23 protein-coding genes are annotated in these 18,753 nt (G+C 62.6%); 5 read left to right on the top strand and 18 right to left on the bottom strand.

The window, feature by feature from the left end:
- Positions 1 to 25 precede the first annotated feature (25 nt).
- A complete protein-coding gene (locus tag CHB99_RS14005) occupies positions 26 to 487 on the top strand; it encodes a YehS family protein (RefSeq protein WP_042121840.1) in 462 nt (153 codons plus the stop codon).
- Positions 488 to 492: 5 nt separating this feature from the next.
- The gene (gene tsaA / locus CHB99_RS14000; protein WP_042121842.1) at positions 493 to 1,185 is read left to right on the top strand and encodes a tRNA (N6-threonylcarbamoyladenosine(37)-N6)-methyltransferase TrmO; all 693 of its coding nucleotides are present in this window, start codon (positions 493 to 495) and stop codon (positions 1,183 to 1,185) included.
- A gap of 195 nt (positions 1,186 to 1,380) precedes the next feature.
- Here the strand turns inward: tsaA and fpr are convergent, their stop codons facing one another.
- Complete coding sequence (fpr, locus tag CHB99_RS13995) at positions 1,381 to 2,160, bottom strand: ferredoxin-NADP reductase (protein ID WP_003222277.1); 780 nt, start codon at positions 2,158 to 2,160, stop codon at positions 1,381 to 1,383.
- 120 nt (positions 2,161 to 2,280) lie between these two features.
- Here fpr and CHB99_RS13990 point away from each other — a divergent pair, with 120 nt between their 5' ends.
- Positions 2,281 to 3,207 carry a LysR family transcriptional regulator gene (locus tag CHB99_RS13990; RefSeq protein WP_042121845.1) on the top strand — a complete coding sequence of 309 codons (927 nt, stop codon included), beginning with the start codon at positions 2,281 to 2,283 and terminating at the stop codon, positions 3,205 to 3,207.
- On the opposite strand, the gene CHB99_RS13985 is transcribed toward CHB99_RS13990, so the two are convergent.
- From CHB99_RS13985 to CHB99_RS13975, 3 genes are all read right to left on the bottom strand, one after another.
- Positions 3,204 to 3,566 carry a diacylglycerol kinase gene (locus tag CHB99_RS13985; RefSeq protein ID WP_042121847.1) on the bottom strand — a complete coding sequence of 121 codons (363 nt, stop codon included), beginning with the start codon at positions 3,564 to 3,566 and terminating at the stop codon, positions 3,204 to 3,206. The two genes, CHB99_RS13990 and CHB99_RS13985, sit on opposite strands and share 4 nt — an antisense overlap.
- Positions 3,567 to 3,644: 78 nt before the next feature.
- Positions 3,645 to 4,295, bottom strand: coding sequence for a response regulator transcription factor ErdR (gene erdR / locus CHB99_RS13980; RefSeq protein WP_042121849.1), 651 nt, complete (start codon positions 4,293 to 4,295; stop codon positions 3,645 to 3,647).
- Positions 4,296 to 4,545: 250 nt separating this feature from the next.
- Positions 4,546 to 5,256 carry a tRNA-uridine aminocarboxypropyltransferase gene (locus CHB99_RS13975; RefSeq protein WP_042121851.1) on the bottom strand — a complete coding sequence of 237 codons (711 nt, stop codon included), beginning with the start codon at positions 5,254 to 5,256 and terminating at the stop codon, positions 4,546 to 4,548.
- A 214-nt stretch (positions 5,257 to 5,470) separates the two neighbouring features.
- Here CHB99_RS13975 and CHB99_RS13970 point away from each other — a divergent pair, with 214 nt between their 5' ends.
- Positions 5,471 to 5,893, top strand: coding sequence for a quorum-sensing-regulated virulence factor family protein (locus CHB99_RS13970; RefSeq protein WP_042121853.1), 423 nt, complete (start codon positions 5,471 to 5,473; stop codon positions 5,891 to 5,893).
- Between the two features lie 10 nt (positions 5,894 to 5,903).
- Here CHB99_RS13970 and CHB99_RS13965 read toward each other — a convergent pair whose 3' ends face one another.
- Positions 5,904 to 6,104, bottom strand: coding sequence for a hypothetical protein (locus CHB99_RS13965; protein ID WP_084702539.1), 201 nt, complete (start codon positions 6,102 to 6,104; stop codon positions 5,904 to 5,906).
- A gap of 428 nt (positions 6,105 to 6,532) precedes the next feature.
- Here CHB99_RS13965 and CHB99_RS13960 point away from each other — a divergent pair, with 428 nt between their 5' ends.
- On the top strand, positions 6,533 to 7,654 hold the full coding sequence (locus tag CHB99_RS13960; protein WP_042121857.1) for an LOG family protein: 1,122 nt from the start codon (positions 6,533 to 6,535) through the stop codon (positions 7,652 to 7,654).
- 6 nt (positions 7,655 to 7,660) lie between these two features.
- Here the strand turns inward: CHB99_RS13960 and recX are convergent, their stop codons facing one another.
- From recX to CHB99_RS13895, 13 genes are all read right to left on the bottom strand, one after another.
- Positions 7,661 to 8,128 carry a recombination regulator RecX gene (gene recX / locus CHB99_RS13955; RefSeq protein WP_042121859.1) on the bottom strand — a complete coding sequence of 156 codons (468 nt, stop codon included), beginning with the start codon at positions 8,126 to 8,128 and terminating at the stop codon, positions 7,661 to 7,663.
- An 8-nt stretch (positions 8,129 to 8,136) separates the two neighbouring features.
- Positions 8,137 to 9,204: a recombinase RecA gene (recA, locus tag CHB99_RS13950; RefSeq protein WP_042121862.1), complete on the bottom strand. Its 1,068-nt coding sequence runs from the start codon at positions 9,202 to 9,204 to the stop codon at positions 8,137 to 8,139.
- A gap of 104 nt (positions 9,205 to 9,308) precedes the next feature.
- Positions 9,309 to 9,791 carry a CinA family protein gene (locus CHB99_RS13945; RefSeq protein WP_042121864.1) on the bottom strand — a complete coding sequence of 161 codons (483 nt, stop codon included), beginning with the start codon at positions 9,789 to 9,791 and terminating at the stop codon, positions 9,309 to 9,311.
- Between the two features lie 40 nt (positions 9,792 to 9,831).
- A complete protein-coding gene (locus tag CHB99_RS13940; protein ID WP_042121866.1) occupies positions 9,832 to 10,329 on the bottom strand; it encodes a lysis system i-spanin subunit Rz in 498 nt (165 codons plus the stop codon).
- Positions 10,326 to 10,877, bottom strand: coding sequence for a glycoside hydrolase family 19 protein (locus CHB99_RS13935; protein ID WP_042121868.1), 552 nt, complete (start codon positions 10,875 to 10,877; stop codon positions 10,326 to 10,328). The genes CHB99_RS13940 and CHB99_RS13935 overlap by 4 nt, the downstream gene beginning before the upstream one ends.
- Positions 10,874 to 11,929, bottom strand: a complete 1,056-nt coding sequence (locus tag CHB99_RS13930) for a phage late control D family protein (RefSeq protein ID WP_042121870.1) — start codon at positions 11,927 to 11,929, stop codon at positions 10,874 to 10,876. Before CHB99_RS13930 ends, CHB99_RS13935 begins: the two co-directional genes overlap by 4 nt.
- A gap of 58 nt (positions 11,930 to 11,987) precedes the next feature.
- Positions 11,988 to 12,194 (bottom strand): tail protein X, encoded by a 207-nt coding sequence (locus tag CHB99_RS13925; RefSeq protein WP_042121872.1) that lies wholly within the window; start codon positions 12,192 to 12,194, stop codon positions 11,988 to 11,990.
- Positions 12,169 to 13,014 carry a phage tail protein gene (locus CHB99_RS13920; protein WP_042121874.1) on the bottom strand — a complete coding sequence of 282 codons (846 nt, stop codon included), beginning with the start codon at positions 13,012 to 13,014 and terminating at the stop codon, positions 12,169 to 12,171. The genes CHB99_RS13925 and CHB99_RS13920 overlap by 26 nt, the downstream gene beginning before the upstream one ends.
- Before the next feature lie 9 nt (positions 13,015 to 13,023).
- Positions 13,024 to 15,915 (bottom strand): hypothetical protein, encoded by a 2,892-nt coding sequence (locus CHB99_RS13915; RefSeq protein WP_042121876.1) that lies wholly within the window; start codon positions 15,913 to 15,915, stop codon positions 13,024 to 13,026.
- Between the two features lie 139 nt (positions 15,916 to 16,054).
- Positions 16,055 to 16,354 (bottom strand): phage tail assembly protein, encoded by a 300-nt coding sequence (locus CHB99_RS13910; RefSeq protein WP_042121878.1) that lies wholly within the window; start codon positions 16,352 to 16,354, stop codon positions 16,055 to 16,057.
- An 18-nt stretch (positions 16,355 to 16,372) separates the two neighbouring features.
- Entirely contained in the window at positions 16,373 to 16,882 is a 510-nt protein-coding gene (locus CHB99_RS13905; protein WP_042121880.1) for a phage major tail tube protein, read from the bottom strand.
- Between the two features lie 13 nt (positions 16,883 to 16,895).
- Complete coding sequence (locus tag CHB99_RS13900; RefSeq protein ID WP_042121882.1) at positions 16,896 to 18,062, bottom strand: phage tail sheath subtilisin-like domain-containing protein; 1,167 nt, start codon at positions 18,060 to 18,062, stop codon at positions 16,896 to 16,898.
- Between the two features lie 91 nt (positions 18,063 to 18,153).
- Positions 18,154 to 18,750: a tail fiber assembly protein gene (locus CHB99_RS13895; RefSeq protein WP_052419371.1), complete on the bottom strand. Its 597-nt coding sequence runs from the start codon at positions 18,748 to 18,750 to the stop codon at positions 18,154 to 18,156.
- Positions 18,751 to 18,753: the final 3 nt, after the last annotated feature.

Genomic DNA, 18,753 nt, shown 5'->3' with positions numbered 1-18,753 from the left:
GAGGCTCCCGATCAGGACAATCTTGATGATTCACAACGACGTACTGCGCAGCGTGCGCTACATGCTGGACATTTCCGACACCAAGATGGCCCAGATCACTCGTGCCAACGGCTTCAGCGTCAATGACGCGGACATGGCCAGCTACCTGAAGAAGGATGATGACGCGGGCTTCCGCCATTGCCCGGACGAGGTCATGGCGCACTTCCTCGATGGCCTGGTGATCTTCCGCCGTGGCCGCGACGAGAGCCGTCCGCCGCTGCCGATCGAACTGCCGGTAAGCAACAACATCATCCTGAAGAAACTGCGAGTCGCCTTCGAACTGAAGGAAGACGACCTGCATGCCGTGCTCAAGGCCGCCAATTTCCCGGTGTCCAAGCCGGAACTGAGCGCCCTGTTCCGCAAGGCCGACCACCACAACTACCGCCCGTGCGGCGACCAGTTGCTGCGCAACTTCCTCAAGGGGCTGACCCTGCGTATCCGGGGCTGAGCCGGATGGAGCACAGCGTCTCGCCGGTCGGTTTCGTCCGCTCCTGCTTCAAGGAGAAGTTCGCCATCCCGCGGCAGCCGCAACTGGCACCGGCGGCGCGCGGCGTTCTGGAACTGGTCCCGCCGTTCGACACGGGCGAGGCGGTGGCCGGACTGGAGCAGAGCAGCCACGTCTGGCTGCTGTTTCTGTTCCACCAGGCACTGGAAGACAAGCCGCGCCTCAAGGTGCGCCCACCGCGCCTGGGCGGCAATGCCTCGGTAGGGGTGTTCGCCACCCGGGCGACCCACCGGCCGAACGGCATCGGCCAGTCCGTCGTGCGTCTGGAGAAGGTCGAACCGGGGCGCCTGCTGCTGTCGGGCATCGACCTGCTGGACGGAACACCGGTGCTGGATATCAAGCCTTACGTGCCGTATGCCGACAGCATCGCCGAGGCCAGCAACCAGATGGCCAGTGCGCCGCCTGAGTCGATCGCCGTGGAATGGGGCGAAAGCGCCCTGCCCCAGGCCCATGAGCATGCGCTGCGCCTGGGCGAGCCGCTGGTGGAACTGATCGAGCAGTGCCTGGCCCAGGACCCGCGCCCGGCCTATCAGGTGCCGCCACCGGAGCGGGTGTATGGGGTGAAGTTCTGGGATGTCCAGGTGCGCTGGCACTACCCGACCCCCGAGCGGATCCGGGTGCTGGAAGTAGTGGCTGAGTAACTGTAGGAGCTGGCTTGCCTGCGAAAGGAGCGCGCAGCGGTCCCAAAATGGTGAAGACCCAGAGTTTTTGGGAGCGCTGCGCGCTCCTTTCGCAGGCAAGCCAGCTCCTACAGCGTCCGAGCCAGAACAACTTTTTGAATTTCAGGCATAAAAAAACGCAGACCAAGGTCTGCGTTTTTTGTGCTTCGCCGAAACTTACTTCTCGACGAAAGCGCGCTCGATCAGGTAATCACCCGGCTCACGCATGCGTGCCGAGATCTTCAGGCCGAAGCTGTCCAGCACTTCGCTGGTTTCGTCCAGCATGCTCGGGCTGCCGCAGATCATGGCGCGGTCGTCCTGCGGGTTGATCGGTGGCAGGCCGATGTCGCTGAACAGCTTGCCGCTGCGCATCAGGTCGGTCAGACGGCCCTGGTTCTCGAACGGCTCGCGGGTCACGGTCGGGTAGTAGATCAGCTTGTCACGCAGCGCTTCGCCGAAGAATTCGTTCTGCGGCAGGTGCTCGGTGATGAATTCGCGGTAGGCAACTTCGTTCACGTAGCGAACGCCGTGGACCAGAATCACTTTCTCGAAACGCTCATAGGTTTCCGGATCCTGGATGACGCTCATGAACGGAGCCAGGCCGGTACCAGTGCTGAGCAGGTACAGATGCTTGCCCGGGTTCAGATCGTCGAGGACCAGGGTGCCGGTAGGCTTCTTGCTGATGATGATCTCGTCGCCTTCCTTCAGGTGCTGCAGCTGGGAGGTCAGCGGACCGTCCGGCACCTTGATGCTGAAGAACTCCAGATGCTCTTCCCAGTTCGGGCTGGCGATGGAATAAGCACGCATGAGCGGGCGGCCGTTGGGCTGTTGCAGGCCGATCATCACGAACTGACCGTTCTCGAAGCGCAGGCCCGGGTCGCGGGTGCACTTGAAGCTGAACAGGGTGTCGTTCCAGTGATGCACACTGAGGACACGTTCGTGGTTCATGTTGCTCATGTAAGGAGGCTCCTGAGAAAAACGCAGCGCTAACCGAGAGCGCGATTGCGCGGTAGTTTAATGCGGAGGACAATATCTGTTAAATGAATTATCAAGATATGTCTTATCGGTTATATAGATATGCGATTTACACTGCGTCAACTTCAAGTCTTCGTCGCCGTCGCCCAGCACCAGAGCGTGTCGCGCGCCGCCAGTGTGCTGGCCTTGTCGCAATCGGCGGCGAGCACCTCCATCACCGAGCTGGAGCGGCAATCCAGCTGCCAACTGTTCGACCGCGCCGGCAAGCGCCTGAGCCTCAATGCCCTGGGCCATCAGTTGCTACCCCAGGCGGTGGCCCTGCTCGATCAGGCCAAGGAAATCGAGGACCTGCTCAACGGCAAGTCCGGCTTCGGCTCACTGGCGGTGGGCGCCACGCTGACCATCGGCAATTACCTGGCGACCCTGCTGATCGGCAGCTTCATGCAGGTCCACCCGGAAAGCCAGATCAAGCTGCACGTGCAGAACACTGCGCATATCGTGCAACAAGTCGCTCACTACGAAATTGACCTGGGTCTAATCGAGGGCGACTGCAATCACCCGGATCTGGAAGTGCAGCCCTGGGTCGCCGACGAACTGGTGGTGTTCTGCGCGCCGCAACATCGCCTGGCCCAACGTGGCCAGGCCAGCCTGGAGGAACTGACCCGCGAGGCGTGGATTCTTCGCGAAGAAGGCTCCGGGACCCGCCTGACCTTCGACCAGGCGATGCGTCACCATCGTTCGGAGCTGAATATCCGCCTGGAGCTGGAACACACCGAAGCGATCAAGCGCGCGGTGGAATCCGGCCTCGGTATCGGCTGCATTTCCCGCCTGGCGCTGCGCGATGCCTTTCGGCGCGGCAGCCTGGTGCCCGTGGAGACGCCGGATCTGGATCTGGCACGACAGTTCTTCTTCATCTGGCACAAGCAGAAATACCAGACCTCGGCCATGCGCGAATTCCTCGAACTGTGTCGGACCTTCACCGCTGGCGTGCAGCGCAGCGATGAAATCGTCCTGCCCAGCATCGCTTAAAGCAGAATCACGCCCCAGACCAGTGCCACCATGGTCAGCGCCACGAACTGCGCGGCGCTGCCCATGTCCTTGGCATTCTTCGACAGCGGATGGCGATCCAGGGAGATGCGGTCGATCGCCGCCTCCACCGCGGAGTTCAGCAGTTCGACGATCAGGCCCAGCAGGCAGACCGCGATCAGGATCGCCCGCTCGGCGCGGCTGACGTCCAGCCAGAACGCCAGCGGAACCAGGATCACGTTGAGCAGTACCAACTGGCGAAACGCCGCTTCGCCATTGAATGCCGCGCGCAGGCCGTCAAGGGAATAACCCGCGGCATTGAGAACACGTTTGAAACCGGTCTGACCTTTGAAAGGTGACATAGGTAGCAGCCACTTCGACTCTGGAAAGCGGTGCAGACTAGTGCACCGCGGGTAAAAAAACCGTGAAGGCCAATGGCCTTATCCGGCACCAACCGATTCGAGCTGTTGCAGGAGCAGCGCGGCCTGGGTTCGGGTACGCACACCGAGCTTGCGGAAGATCGCCGTGACGTGCGCCTTGATGGTCGCCTCAGAGACGTTCAACTCATAAGCGATCTGCTTGTTCAGCAGGCCTTCGCAGACCATGGTCAGCACGCGGAACTGTTGCGGCGTGAGGCTGGCCAGGCCTTCGCTGGCAGCCTTGGCTTCAGGGGAGACATCGACTTTCTCGAAGGCCTGGGGCGGCCACCAGACTTCACCGTCGAGCACCTTGCGCACAGCGTCCTGGATTGCTTCCAGCGGACTCGACTTGGGAATGAAGCCACTCGCGCCGAACTCCCGCGACTTGACGACGACAGACGCCTCTTCCTGGGCCGATACCATCACCACCGGGATCTGCGGGTACTGTCCGCGCAGCAGCACGAGGCCGGAGAAGCCATAAGCCCCCGGCATGTTCAGATCGAGCAGCACCAGGTCCCAATCGGATTTTTCAGTGAGGCGGGTCTCCAGCTCGGCGATGCTGGCGGCTTCCACCAGACGCACGTCAGCGCCCAGCCCCAGGGTCACGGCCTGGCGCAGGGCGCTGCGGAAAAGCGGGTGGTCATCGGCAATCAGGATTTCGTATGTGGCCATCGATCTAATGATCCTGTTCTGTGCAGGTACCGGAAGCGGCCGGAACCTGGCGGAGCAACTCAAGGCGCCGGCGGCAGTGCCGAACGCCAAAAAGGCACAGCGGGGCCAGTAAATACCGCATTCAAGCCCTCGACGTGCCCGAATCGGCGCCAAGGATGCCGAGGCGGAACCGGGTGGTCAAGTTCGGTCCCGGCCCGTTCCGGCGCCGACGTCATCATTATGAAGCAAAGTGCAAGGCTTGCCCCTTGGACTATAGGAAGGGCTTCAGGCGCTGATGGACGGCATCGTCGACATCCAGCGGCAACTGGAACTTGGCGCCCAGGTAATGCGCGCTGAATACATCCAGATAAGCATCCAGTGCCTGCGCGGCGCGTTGATCACCGGCCAGCTCAAGACACATGGCCGCCACCTCCGCGGTGCAGAAGTGATCGTCGCGCTTGGAGCGACGCAGGCGATAGCGTGAGATCTGTTCCGGTTCCAGGCTCAACACCGGAAAGCGATCCAGGTACGGACTCTTGCGAAACATCTTGCGCGCTTCGGTCCAGGTCGCATCGAGCAGAATGAACAACGGGCGCTTGCCCGCTGCCGGCCTGACCTCGGTCACCACCCGCGAAGGCTCCACGAACTCGCCAGGAAACACGATGTAGGGTTGCCATTGCGGTTGGTCGAGCAGCGCCAGTAACGCTTGGTCCACCACCGTGCGCTGCCAGCCGAAGGCGCTGGTGTCGTCAACCAGATCGGCGATCAGCCAGCCGGTATTGGTCGGCTTGAGCGGCTCGGTGTCGTGCATCAGCAGGCACATGGCCGACTCGGTGCTGACCCTCGGACGCCAGGCGCACAGGCAATAGTCGAAGATCACCCGGCAATCCGGGCAACGTGGAGCCCGGGAGCCACGCGCGACGAAGGGTTTGACGCTGCGGGCCAGGCGCTCGGCGCGCAGGCGCGATACGGCGTGACTCATGAGGGATTACGGCGAGAAAGAAGGAAAAGAAGCACAGCGCAGGCTCGGCGGGCGGAAGGCGCGGGAGTTTACGGCACATCGCTTTGCCGTGCAGGGAAATATCCCGCTCCACTATAATCCCCGACTTGTAATGGTTGCGACTGACCGCGCCACGTGACGGAACACAGCGCGCGGATGCAGGTCAAAGCGCCAGTCATCGAATCTGGAGAAATGAATGCTGCGTTTCATCGCCCCCACCCTTGGCCTGCTGCTGGCCTTGCCTCTTGCCGCCAATGCCGCGTCCAAGCAGGAATACGAACTGACCCAGATGCTGGAAAAAGTCGCCAGGGACAGCAGTGCCGGTACTCCTCGCGCCATCAACGAGGACATTCTCGACCAGGGCTATACCGTTCAGGGGCCGCAGTTGATCAACCACCTGAGCGTACGCGCCAGCCACGCGGAACAGATGCGCGCCAACCCGGAGAAAGTCCGCGACCAGCTGGGTGCCAGTGTCTGCAGCAACAATGGCTATCGCCAACTGATGGCCCGCGGCGCGGTGCTGACCTACCAGTTCACCGAATACAAGACCAACCGCCCCGTGGCCGTTCAGAACTTCAACGCCCAGAGTTGTGGCATCAACGGCAAGAAGAAAAAGTGAGTCGGCCGACTTACATCAATTGACTGCTTTCGCGCCGTTGTTCCTCATCGGCGCGCAACTCGGCGACCAGCGCCTGCAGATAGCGCGAACGTCTCTCGCCGCCCTCAAGCCGACGCAGGCATTCCTCTTCAATGCTCAGGTTATTGGCCCGAGCCGCATTTTGCAGAAGTCGGAACAGCTGGCTATCGACCTCAAGATTGACACGTTGCATGAGCAACCTCCCTGTACCGGTATCGCTACCGTTCAGTTAACCAGACCGTCATGGCTATTGGATCCGATCTGACGAGCGGCATGCCAGAGCGTCCGAAAGCGAATAAAACGATCGATTGTCATGACGTTGTGCGCACATGCCGAACGAAGCGCAAATACACGGCAGGGTCTAGATTGATTACAAAGACCTTTCACTTTCCGGACAGAACTAAGGAGGCTGTCCGCGACCATTGCGTGTGATACGAATACATCCCGAAAGCAGAATACAAGGGATCCAGATCATCACTGCGACGAGACCTTCATCAGGTCTACTGCAACGTCCGGGGCTATCCTCCCGGGCCTGCGCAGCCAGCGACTCAAGCAGGGTCGCGGCCAGGTCTGCGATCCTGACCTGGTCTGAGGTTTTGCTGCAGAAAGGAGATGTCTTTAATGCCTTACCTACCCAATGAGCTACTCGCCAGCCATTTCAAGAACCAGGGAATCGACCTCGAACACATCGACCGGCAACTCGGCCTGGTCGCCGCCAACAGCCCCAACCTTCCGCTCTACCGGGACATGATGCTCACCGTCCTGCGCATGGCCCATGACGACAGCAACCGCTGGAATGCCAAGATCACCCTGCAGGCCTTGCGCGAACTCGATCACGCCTTTCGCGTGATGGAACAGTACAGAGGTCGGCGCAAGGTCACGGTGTTCGGCTCGGCACGAACGCCGGTCGAGCATCCGATGTATGCCCTCGCCCGCGAACTTGGCGCCACCCTCGCCCGCTCCGGACTGATGGTGATCACCGGTGCCGGCGGCGGCATCATGGCCGCCGCCCATGAGGGCGCCGGTGTCGACAATAGCCTGGGTTTCAACATCACCCTGCCGTTCGAGCAACACGCCAACGCCACCGTCGATGGCACCGACAAACTGTTGCCGTTCCACTTCTTCTTCATTCGCAAGCTGTTCTTCGTCAAGGAAGCCGACGCCCTGGTGCTCTGCCCGGGTGGCTTCGGCACCCTGGACGAAGCCCTGGAAGTCCTGACCCTGATCCAGACCGGCAAGAGCCCCCTGGTCCCGGTGGTGCTTCTGGACGCACCGGGTGGCAGCTTCTGGCAGGACGCATTGAACTTCATTACCCGGCAACTGGAAGAAAACCGCTACATCCTGCCCAGCGACATGAAGCTGCTGCGCCTGGTGCACAACGCCGATGAGGCCGTCGCGGAGATCAACCAGTTCTACAGCAACTACCACTCCAGCCGCTGGCTGAAAAACCAGTTCGTGATTCGCATGCAACACCCGTTGAACGACGCGGCATTGCTCGACATGCAGGATGCCTTCGCGGATCTGCGCCTGAGCGGCCACTTCGTCCAGCATGCCTATTCCGGTGAAGAACAGGACGATGTCCAGTTCAGCCATCTGCATCGACTGGTGTTTGCCTTCAATGGCCGTGATCAGGGTCGCCTGCGGGAGCTGGTGGACTTCATCAACCTGGTGGAGAACTGGACAACGACCCAGCCCTCCCCGCAAGCACCACAGCGCACACGGGAACCGCTCAAGGTCACCTGAGTGCGATCAGTCGTCCAGGCATCGGCCGCTCAACAGGCGGCCGACCTTGTCCATCGAATAACCGCGGTAGACCAGGAAACGGGTTTGCTTGGCGCGCTCGCGAGGATCGCCAGGCAATTGCCCGGCGAACTTTCGCCGCCAGACATCCGCCAGTTGCTCCTGCCAGTCGATATCGGCTTCGCGCAGGGCCTGTTCCACATCACCCCGGGGCAAGCCACGCTGGGTCAGTTCCTCGCGGATACGCGCAGGGCCATACCCTGAACGCGCGCGGGAGCTGATGTAGCTTTCCAGATAACGGGCTTCGCTCAGCAGCCCCTCGTCCGCCAGGCGGTCGAGTTCGTGCTCGATCATTTCAGGAGAGGCACCGCGCTGACGCAACTTGCGCGTCAGCTCGGCGCGACCGTGCTCGCGACGTGCAAGCAGGTCCATGGCTGTCCGCCTTACGGCGACGGGGGTGTCGAGTATGGCGGACATGGGCGGGATCAGAAGTCGGCGTCAGCGTCGGCCAGGTCTTCAGCGGACTCGTTCTGTGCGGCCGCTTTGCCGGCGGCGTCGACAGCACCAGCGCTAAGCAGCTTCTCGCGAATCTGCTTCTCCAGGGTCTCGGCGATTTCCGGATTCTCGGCGAGGAACTTGGCCGAGTTGGCCTTGCCCTGGCCGATCTTGCTGCCCTGGTAGCTGTACCAGGCGCCGGATTTTTCCAGCAGACCGTGCAGCACACCCAGGTCGATGATCTCGCCGTTGCGATAGATACCCTTGCCGTAGAGGATCTGGAACTCGGCCTGACGGAACGGAGGCGCGACCTTGTTCTTGACGATCTTGACGCGGGTTTCGCTGCCGACCACTTCGTCGCCTTCCTTCACCGCGCCAGTACGGCGGATGTCCAGACGGACCGAAGCGTAGAACTTCAGGGCGTTACCACCGGTGGTGGTTTCCGGGCTGCCGAACATCACGCCGATCTTCATGCGGATCTGGTTGATGAAGATGACCAGGCAGTTGGCGTTCTTGATGTTACCGGTGATCTTGCGCAGGGCCTGGGACATCAGACGGGCCTGCAGGCCCACGTGCATGTCGCCCATTTCGCCTTCGATCTCGGCCTTCGGTACCAGGGCAGCCACGGAGTCGACGATGATCACGTCGACGGCGTTGGAGCGCACCAGCATGTCGGTGATTTCCAGGGCCTGCTCACCGGTGTCCGGCTGCGAGACCAGCAGGTCGTCGACGTTCACGCCCAGCTTGCCGGCGTACTCGGGATCCAGCGCGTGCTCGGCGTCGACGAAGGCACAGGTGGCGCCCATTTTCTGCGCCTGGGCGATCACCGACAGGGTCAGGGTGGTTTTACCGGACGACTCCGGACCGTAGATTTCGACGATACGGCCCTTTGGCAGGCCGCCGATGCCGAGGGCGATGTCCAGGCCCAGCGAGCCGGTGGAGATGGCCGGGATAGCCTGGCGCTCATGGTCGCCCATGCGCATGACCGCACCTTTACCGAATTGACGTTCGATCTGACCCAGGGCCGCAGCCAAGGCACGCTTCTTGTTGTCGTCCATTGAAGTCCTCACGTAATCGATAGGGCCTGACGGCCAGAAACAACTGTATAAGTACCCAGTATTATTCCACAGGGAATTGCTTCCGCCTACCCCCGATTCGTGAATTACTCCGCACCAAGCTGTAACAAGCCCTCTAGCGCGGCGATCACCGTTTGTCGGCGCACGCTCTCGCGGTCGCCGTCGAAGTGCCGGCACTCGCTGCTGACCCTGACCCCGTCGCTCCAGGCCAGCCAGACGGTCCCCACCGGCTTGGCCGGCGAACCACCATCGGGCCCGGCGACGCCGCTCACCGCCACGGCGAAACGCGCCCCGCTGGCAACGTGAGCGCCGCGCACCATGGCCTCGACCACCTCCTGGCTGACCGCGCCGACCTGGCCGAACAACGCCTCCGGTACCTGCAACTGGCGGGTCTTCTGCGCGTTGGAATAGGTCACGTAGCCGGCCTCGAACCAGGCCGAGCTGCCGGGGATGCGGGTGATGGCCTCGGCGATGCCGCCGCCGGTACAGGACTCGGCGGTGGTCACTTGGGCATTGAAACGACGCAGATGTTCCCCCAGCCGGGCGGAAAGCGCAGTGATCGGGTCCATGGCAAGCTCCTTGGAAAAACTGCCGCCTACCCTACACCACTCAGAACCGCAGCGCGCGGACATAGGCCTGGCAGGCGCGCAAGGCGATCAGTCCCTGGTCGCCGTCGTTGACGATGGTGACAATTCGTCGAGCATGCGCCGGGTCAAGTCGGGCTCGCGGGGGGTCATGAACCACGCCGCCGGCGCCGGTGGCGGCAGGCATAACGGGGACGGGGGCGTCGCTGGCGAGGAGGACTGACAGCCGCAGGTCAGCAGTAGCCAGCCGGTCACGCAGACGGGCTTGAGCCTGTTGAGCATCGATAAGCTCCTGGTAGTGGGTCTGGTCGACGGCCTGCAGGCGCTGCTCCAGCGCCAGCCGCTGTTGTCGTTCGTCCTGCAACTGCGTCGTGGCGATCTCGGCCAGTCGCTGGCGCTCGCGGGCATACGCTTCTTCACGCAGCGCTACCTGACGGTCGTGACGCCATTCCTGCACCTGCCAGGTCAGCGCGCAGGTCGCCAGCACCAGCAGCGCCAGGGCGGCGATCCGCAGGCGGCTCAACACAGCACCTCGCGCGCCCGGGCCCAGAGTTTCAGCCGGTCTTCGAGACCATTCAGGCCGCCATTGATATGTCGGGTGATGCGATTGAACTCGCCGCGATCCGCCAGCTGGTTGAGCCCGCGCGAATGCCAGAACCAGGCCGCCGACTCGGTAGCCCACTGTGGTTCCTCCAGCATCTGCGGGCGCGCCAGCAGGCGCTCGTCGTCGAACAAGGCCATGCTGCAGGCGCGGTAGTTGTTGCGCCCGGTGACCTGGATCAGGCCGCGGCCGCAATAGCGCTGGCCATCACCGTCGGCTTCCGGGGTATTGCCCAGACGCACGGCGAGGTTGCCGGTGTCATAGCGCGCCAGGTACTGCGCGGAACCCAGTTCCTTCACATAGCGCAACTGCCCCGATTCGTGACCGATCTGGGCGAGGAAGGCCGCCACGCGCCGCGGCGTGTCGATCGACCAGTGGGCCATGGCGGCATTCAGCGGCATAACGAAAACGCCCGCGGTAGCGCGGGCGTCGGGATAGATGCGAAACAATTCGGCTTCTGTCAGATTCATTTCCGGCCCTCGCTCTGCTCGGCCTTGAGCGGTTTGGTTTGCTTGGCTTTGCGCGTCTTCGCCGTGGACTTGCCCTGGTTGGTGCCATTGCACTGCACGGTGGTGTCCCAGCCGCTGTTGGTGAAGGTCTGGGTGACACTCTCGATCAGGTAGTCGCCATCGAGACCATCCTTGAAGCCCTGCACGCGCAACATGCGCTCGGCGAACAGGTCGGTGCGTCCGGCCATCTCCAGGTACACCGTGGCGGTGCTGCGCTTGAACGCCTCCAGGCGTGCCGTGGCGGCCTGCTCGGCGGCGGACTTGTTGGGGTAGATGTGGCGGTCGGTGAACACTGCGCTGACATCGTCGGGCTTGTTCTGGTTTTCCTTCTCGACCGTTTTCTGCTGCCCCGTCGCCGGGTCTTGATGACGGGTCTGCACCGCCTTGACGGCGGCCCGGTCCTGCAGATGAAACTTCCAGCGCCGGACATCGCTGATGGCCACATTGACCACCCCCAGGTCCTTGCCACTGGCGCTCTTGCCGCCCTGGCGCGGCAGCACCAGCAGCGCGCCATCGCCGATCTTGGCGGTACAGCCGTACTGCTGGGCGATGCGGGTCAGAAAGTTGAAATCCGATTCGTCGCGCTGATCGACCCGCGCAATCACCGTGGTCACCGGACACTGCGGCTGCCAGCCATTGCGCGCGGCGATATCGCGCACGATCCGTTGCAGCGAAACGTTCTCCCAACTGCCGCTGCGGATGGTCTTGCCGGTACCGCGCATGTCCGCGGCCTTGCCACGAATCTCCAGGGTCGAGGCCGGCCCGGAGATATCGATCTGGTCGACCGTGTAGCGTCCCAGGCGCGTCAGCTCCTGCCCGGCGTAACCGAGGTAGACCTCCAGTTGCGCACCGCGTTTTGGCAAGGCCAGGGCACTGTCGCGATCGTCGAGCTTGAGCTCGAAATCATCGGACTCCATGCCGGTCTTGTCAGTCGTGCGCAACAGTAGCACGCGGTCGTTGATCAGCGCGGTGATGTCCTTGCTGTCTGCGACGATACGAAACACAGGTTGCATGTTCAGGCTCCAGAAAAGACAGGCCCCGCACTGGGCGGGGCCTGTTGCTGCGAATGGCTCAGTCCCACAGCAGGACCGTGGGGTCGGTGACCGCGGACAATGCCGGCAGCCTGATCAGCACTCCTGCGCGAAACGGCTGGACCTCGTCGGCCAGCCCCTGGTTGGCATCCAGCACCATCTCGACACTGCCACGCAGATGCCCGTAGTAGTGCTGGCATAGGGTATCGAGCAGATCCCCTTCAGACGTTCTGCATGTCGTCGCCATAGCTCACGAACTCCAGTGTGAAAACTTGCTTTTGCGGAACGCCACCCGCCATCAGGGGTTCCTGGGTCTCGCTGACACTGACCAGACACCAGTTGCCAAGGACCTCCCCGTAACCGGTGGTCAGGCTCAGCGGTTGCAGTTGCTGGCCGATGCTGCGCAGGCGCTGCAACTGGCCCAGCCCGCCCTTGAAGGAAGGGAAGATCGCGCCCTCCAGGGTGATCTTGTCCTCGCCCATGGCGACGGCCTGCTGCGCCTTGCTGCGCGACAGGCGCTCCTGGCCGGCCCAGGTGAATGCCTTGGTGCGCTTGAACTGGTTGAACGCCGCGGTATCGAGGTTGAAGTAGAAGGCTTCCGCCCCGGTTCGCAAGGGTTGCATGATCAGCAGGTGGGGGAAGGGTTTGATCGCCTCCTCCGCCGGCGTGACCTGCGGAGCGAAGGCCCCGGTCGGCAGGATCGCGCCCAGGGATGGACTGATCTTGCCGGCCACCCGATTGATCGCGGTCGCGGCCTTGGCCGCCTGTTCCGAGAACGATTCCAGCCGGCGTTCGACCTCGCCGACCACACTGACCGCCTGGTTGTAGCGCGCGGCCACCATCCCCACCGTCGACTGCGCCACCTCGATGGCGCGCATCGTGCGCTGCAGTTTCTTGCCGATGGCTTCGCCCACGAAGGGCAGGTTTTCCAGCTCGGTGGCGGCACCGGTGACATCGCTGACGGCGCCATTCAAGGGCCCCAGCATGTCATCGGCACTGCGCCGCCCGGCCTCGCCCGCCGCGACCAGCGAGCGCAGGCCGGATTGCAGTTGTTCCATGTAGGCCATGGGATCTCCTTATGCGACGTAGGTGGCGGCCGGGTTGTCCCACATCTGGTTGCCGCGGTTCGTCTGGGCGGCCAGATCGGTGAACATCCGCTGAACTTCCGGCTGCAGAATCCGGACGAGCTCCGCAGGCTCGGTGATGGTGCCCTGGACGTTGATGGCGATCGTTGGAGAAACAGCGAAATGCTGTGGCGACGCCGCATTGATCGATACAGGGGTAGCCGAATTGGACTCCGGAAGCGAGATCGCTGCCGGGGCACCGTCTGCCAGGGAGCGAACAACGTCGCCACTTCGCACGGGGACAGGCCGTTGACTCTGGAGGGTATGTTCACGCCCGTACTGGACCTGCCCCCCTGGAGGACTTTCGAGCGCAGCTCCCGGCATGGCCACTAGCACTGCCGGAACACCAGTACTTGAATGTGAAACCACGTCGTCCGCATTGCCTGGCTCCTTGCGCAACAGGGCTCCGGGACGAATCTCTTTGATCACAGCGCCTGCTGCCACCCCACCCACGCCAGGCAATCCCGGCACGGGTTGCATGTGCAAGGCAGGTGCGTCCTGACCTGGGCGCAGCCCCCGGCCACCCGTTTCGCCCGGCTCCTTGAGCAACAGGATTGCGGGACTGGACTCCTTGACGACCGCGCCCACTTGCCCCGTACCCAGATCAGCGTTCAGTGGCACCGATTGCATCTTCGGCGCAGTGGCAGCCGGGCCTGAGTTCGAGCGTCCTCCCGTTTCGCCTGGAGCGTTCAGCAACAGCGCACCGGGACCGGGTTCCTTGATTACCGTGAGCAGCTTCCCTGCATCTGCCCGAGGCATCACAGCGCCTGCTGCCCCCATACCAGGCAATGCCGGCACGGGTTGCATGTGCAAGGCAGGTGCGTCCTGACCTGAGCGCAGCCCCCGGCCACCTGTTTCGCCCGGCTCCTTGAGCAACAGGATTGCGGGACTGGACTTCTTGATGACCGTGCCCACTTCCCCCGTACCCGGATCTGCTTTCACTGGCACCGATTGCATCTTCGGCGCAGAGACACCTGGGTCTGAGTTCAAGCTCCTTCCCGTTTCGCCCGGAGCTTTCAACAACAGGTCACCGGGACCGGGCGCCTTGACCACCGTGAGCAGTTTCCCTGCATCTGCCCCAGGCAATCCCGGCAAGGGTGGCGCGGTGTTCACGGTGCCTTCCTTGCCATCCTCTCCCCAGATTTCATTGATCTTGGCGCCGGCAAGTTTTCCAAGTTTGCCGCCGACATAGCCTACGGCAGCCGATCCCAGCGGCCCGAGGAACGCACCGAGCAGGCCACCCACAAGAGTACCGGCGGCCTCGCCGTAACCTTCGCTTTTCTCTTTGGCAGAACCGGCGTTCTGGTAGGTATCGACAGCCAACGACAGGCTTGCTATAGCCGCCAGGGATCCGCCCGCAACCTTCTGCCAAGCAGGTATTGTCGAAGGACTTCGCAGGGACTCCGGCAGAAGCGTCTTGACCTTGCCGGCAGCCTGAACGACGCGCCCCCGGACTCCCGGATCATTGGCCTGCGGCTTGAACACCGTCCTGGCAGCGTCAGCCAGGACCTTGCCTTGCGGGCCAGAAGCCAGCTTGGCAGCTTCAAGCAGCACCTTGCCTTTAGCTACGGCAGCGAGCGCGGTCACCACACCGGCAACGCCCACTACAACGCCGCCCAAGACCGTTACAACGCCACTCAACTGCTCGACCACAACACCAAGAATATTGGCTGCGGTGGTCATCAGATTCGTCCAGGTCGAATAGATCGGTGCCAGGGCGCCGCCTACTCCGACCGATACACGCTCGTTGGCAGACTCTCGCGCTTTCTGTTGCCACTCCAGACTCTGCTGACGCCCATCGAGCTTTTCTTCGATGTAGTTCGGGACAGGACCGTCAGCTTGCTTGGGCATGAACGCCTGGCCGTAGCGAGCAAGATCAGCCGCGCTGCTTCCTCCTTCACGCTTGTATTCGAGAAAGAGCGCCTTGGTAGCACTGACCACGTCGTTGTAATTCCCCGTTTTCTTCGATTCCTGCTGGAGAATCGCAGACAAACGGACCACATCTTCAGGTGCTCCCCCGACTTGCGGAAGCAGCCGGGTGATCGCCTCGGCCGTGGAGGTGATGCCAAGTTTTCCATCACCTGCCTGACCGATGATCGTGTTCAACAAGCGTTCGAGTTCCGCAGTCCCCTGCCCTTGGGACAGGGTACGAAACAGGCCGGCTGTAACCCCCTCGCTCACTTGCTGACCATCGGCGAACCTGGCCGCAAGACGCCCTTCGGGCACCAGATCATTCAGGTCCATGCCTGCGTTGAACATGCTCAAGAGCTGGTTGGCGGCCTCGGTTTTACTGAGGCTTGTGCCATGGGTCATCCTGGCGATCTGCGCCTCGACCCGTTCGGTCTGCGCAGCCCATTTCTTCGGGTCTTTCTCGCCCTGGCGTACCAGCTTGCCGACGATTCCTTCATAGCTGGCGAAGGTATCGACCGAACCGCCAGCCGACTTCAGCACTGCCCCGGATGCATCGACAACCTTTTCACGCGCTGCCTCTCTCTCGGATGGCTGAACGGCAGCCGGCAGCCGAACCGCCCCCATCGCCTTGCCTAAATCCTCGTAGGCCTTGGTCAGCTTGGGCAGCGTGTCCAACTGGGTAGCCAATTTCCGGCCAATGTCATCCAGCGATGCCTGCCACTTCTGTGCCGATTCCGCTGCCGTTTCGTTGGCCGTCTTGAATGCCGTGGCAAGAGGCAATGCGCTCTCGGTGGCCTGCCTCAAGGCGTCACCGATTCGCAGTGCCAGCATCTCGGTCTGACCGACCTGGGCGTCGATCTGACTGAACACCTGCCCCAGAATCGGATCGACTACCGCTTCGCTCCTCATCTCGAATTTCAGTTCGCCCGCCATCTCATCCTCCCTGCGTGCAAACCCGGCTCACTCTGTGAGCCACCAGACCATGTCGGAGTACGACATGGTCATGATCTCGGCGGCAGAGAAGTTCAGCTCTTTCGCGAGCCGCTTCGCTGCCGCCTTTTGCCTTGAGGGGTCAAAGCTCGTCGTCCTGCACCAAGCGAAAATAGCCAGCCTGCAGACGGCTGTAGTCTTTCAGGGCCAGCCCCTCGAGATCCTTGATGCCGACTTCGGCGAGGGAAGCGAACAGGTTCAACTCCCGGGTGGCATCGTCGGCGGTATCCGACTGCGCGGCACGCAGGTCACGCACTGTCGGCGCCCGCAGTGCCAGGCTGTCGACCTGCACACCGTTGGCCTCGGTGGGGCGGCTGAGCCTGACCACCACGCGCTCGGCGCTGACGGTCATCCAGGCGGGTACTTTCGTTGCTTGCGTCATACGAGCTTGCTCCTTGTGTCAGAGGCCGAGGGCGGTGCGCTGGGCGATGAGCTGGTCGACGCCGTTGATCACCCGCTTCATGCCCAGCGGATCGATCTCGTACATCAGCCGGCCATCGATCTCCAGCTTGTAGTAGGTCAGGGAGACGGTGTGCTTGACCGAGCTTTCGCTCGGCGTCTTCCACTCGCCCATTTCCACCACGGTCATCGCGCCGCGCAGGGTGACGATGACCGGCGTGATCTTGCCTTTCAGGCCTTTGAAGGCGCCGCGGAAGACGCCGTTGAACGCCGAGTTGTCGGCCAGGCCAAAGAACTTCAGCGACTCCGGACGCACGCCGGCGGTGGCGAATTCGGCGGTGATCTTTTCCATGCCCTGGTCGATATCGACCGGGACATCCATGCCGCCGAAGCGCTGCTCGGCAGCTTTCAGGCTGAGTTTCGGCAGGGTCAGACTGGAGACGTTGCCCTGGAAGCTGACGCCATCGACGAACAGGTTCAGGTTGGCGAGGGTTTCGGGAATCATTGCCATGTGTTGTTGCTCCTTAAGCGGCCTGGTCGAGGACTTCGGTCAACCACTGGTTGGTGACCTCGACACGGAAGTTGGGGTTTTCAGCGGGGGGTACGTCGGTGAAGCGGATGTTCCAGTAGACCTTGCCCTGCTCCAGCTGGCTGGCGGTGTTGAGCTCGGTGTCGGCGTACACCTCGAAGTTGATGATCGCGCCCTGCGCCTTGAGGTCGCGCATGAAGTTCTCCAGGCCCTCGGTCACGTCCTTGACGTAGGTCGCGGTGATCGAGCGGTCGACGGCCCACTTGTGGCCGTAGAGGATCGCGTCCATGACGATGTCCATGGTCCGCACGCGGGTGACGAAGGCCCATTTCGGATCGCTGGACAGCGTGCGGTTGCCCCACAGGCGGAAGCCGTCGTCACGGATGATGGTGGTGATGTTGGCGTTGTTCAGCAGGTTGGCACGGCAGCTCGCGTCGCCGTCGAGGAACTCCACCGCACGGGTGGTGCCGGTGATGCCGACGAACTCCTTGTTCGACGGGGATGCCCAGAAGCCGTACTCGCTGTCAGTCCAGGCGAACAGGCCGGCGACCCAGGCCGAAGCCGGGGCATCGACGGTGGCGTCGGCGCCGGTGTCCCAGTACTTCACGCCCGGGTCGACCATGAAGGCACGCTTGGCGCCGAAGTTTTCCGCGTAGGCCAGGGCGGCCTCGTCGGTGCTGTTCGGCCCATCGATGATGGCCAGGCCGCGCAGCTTGTCGGCCAGGGCCACCAGGGCGGTGCCGACGGCTTGGGTAGCGCTGTGTTTCGGGGTCACCAGCAGGCGTGGCTGGGCGTTGAAACGGCTCTTGCCGTCGAGCAGGGCCTGCAGGCCGGTGCGCTTGCCGTCGGCCTCGACGCTGCCGATGATCGCCGAGGTCTGCTCGGCGGCGTCGGTCAGCTTGGCCACGCCGCAGGCGACGATGACCGCCCTGGCCCGGGCAAAGACGGCCTGGCAGGCCTTGGTGATCGCGGCTTCGGCGCCGAACGCGGCGATGGCTTCACGCTCGCTGGTGATCAGCACCAGGTCGTTGGCCTTGGCCGTGACGGTCGAGCCTTCGGTGAAGGTATCGACCAGGCCGATGATGGACGAGGACGGCAGCGCGATGCTGCGGGCGCCGGTGTCGACGTTGGTTACGGTAACGCCGTGGAAGAATCCACTCATGGGTATGTCTCCAGAAATGAGAAGGCCCCGTCAGTGCGGGGCCGTTCAGGGGGTGTTGCGAAAAAGAAAAAGCCCCGGCGGTGCGGGGCTTTCAGTCAGTGGCTTTGTCGGTTTGCTCGCCATCGGGGCTTGGGGGCCACTCGAAGGCCAGCGGGAAACCGTCCAGTTGCTCGATGCGTCCGAGGTTCATGCGATATGTCTTCCAGGCAAGCAACTGCTCCTTTTCGGTCTCAGTCGCCCGCTGGAGGTACACCGCATCCTCCAAAGGCGCAATACGCATGGTTGCCAACGCCAGGCGTTCGTCACGGCTGGTCAATGCGTCAGCACGCGCGCCCACCAGTTGGGCAAGCTTGTCCAACTCCCAGGCCGTACCATTCCAGCGGTAGAACGCCGCTGGTCGAGGGTGCAGCGTCAGTCCTTCCGGAAGACTTCCCAACCGGGTGTACTCCTGGACCTCACCAGTGGAAGTGCTGTAAACCGGGCCCCGGTAGTCATCGACTACTTCCCAGGAGCTTTTGTCTCCCGAGCGCCTCGCCACTTTCAAGGTGGGCACTTCAGGCGGTGCGTCCAGATAGGCAAAACCTGGAATCAGCCAGTTTTCCTTATCCATGGGATCGGGATCAGCAATGCCCTGGCCCAGGTACTCACCCGTCATGGGGTGAGCATGGTAGATCGTCGGTGCAGTCATAGA

The organism is Pseudomonas japonica (assembly GCF_900188455.1).
GTDB classification, from domain to species: Bacteria; Pseudomonadota; Gammaproteobacteria; order Pseudomonadales; family Pseudomonadaceae; genus Aquipseudomonas; species Aquipseudomonas japonica.
The sequence above is the reverse complement of the archived record's forward strand: the minus strand, read 5'-3'. Positions and strand labels throughout refer to the sequence as shown.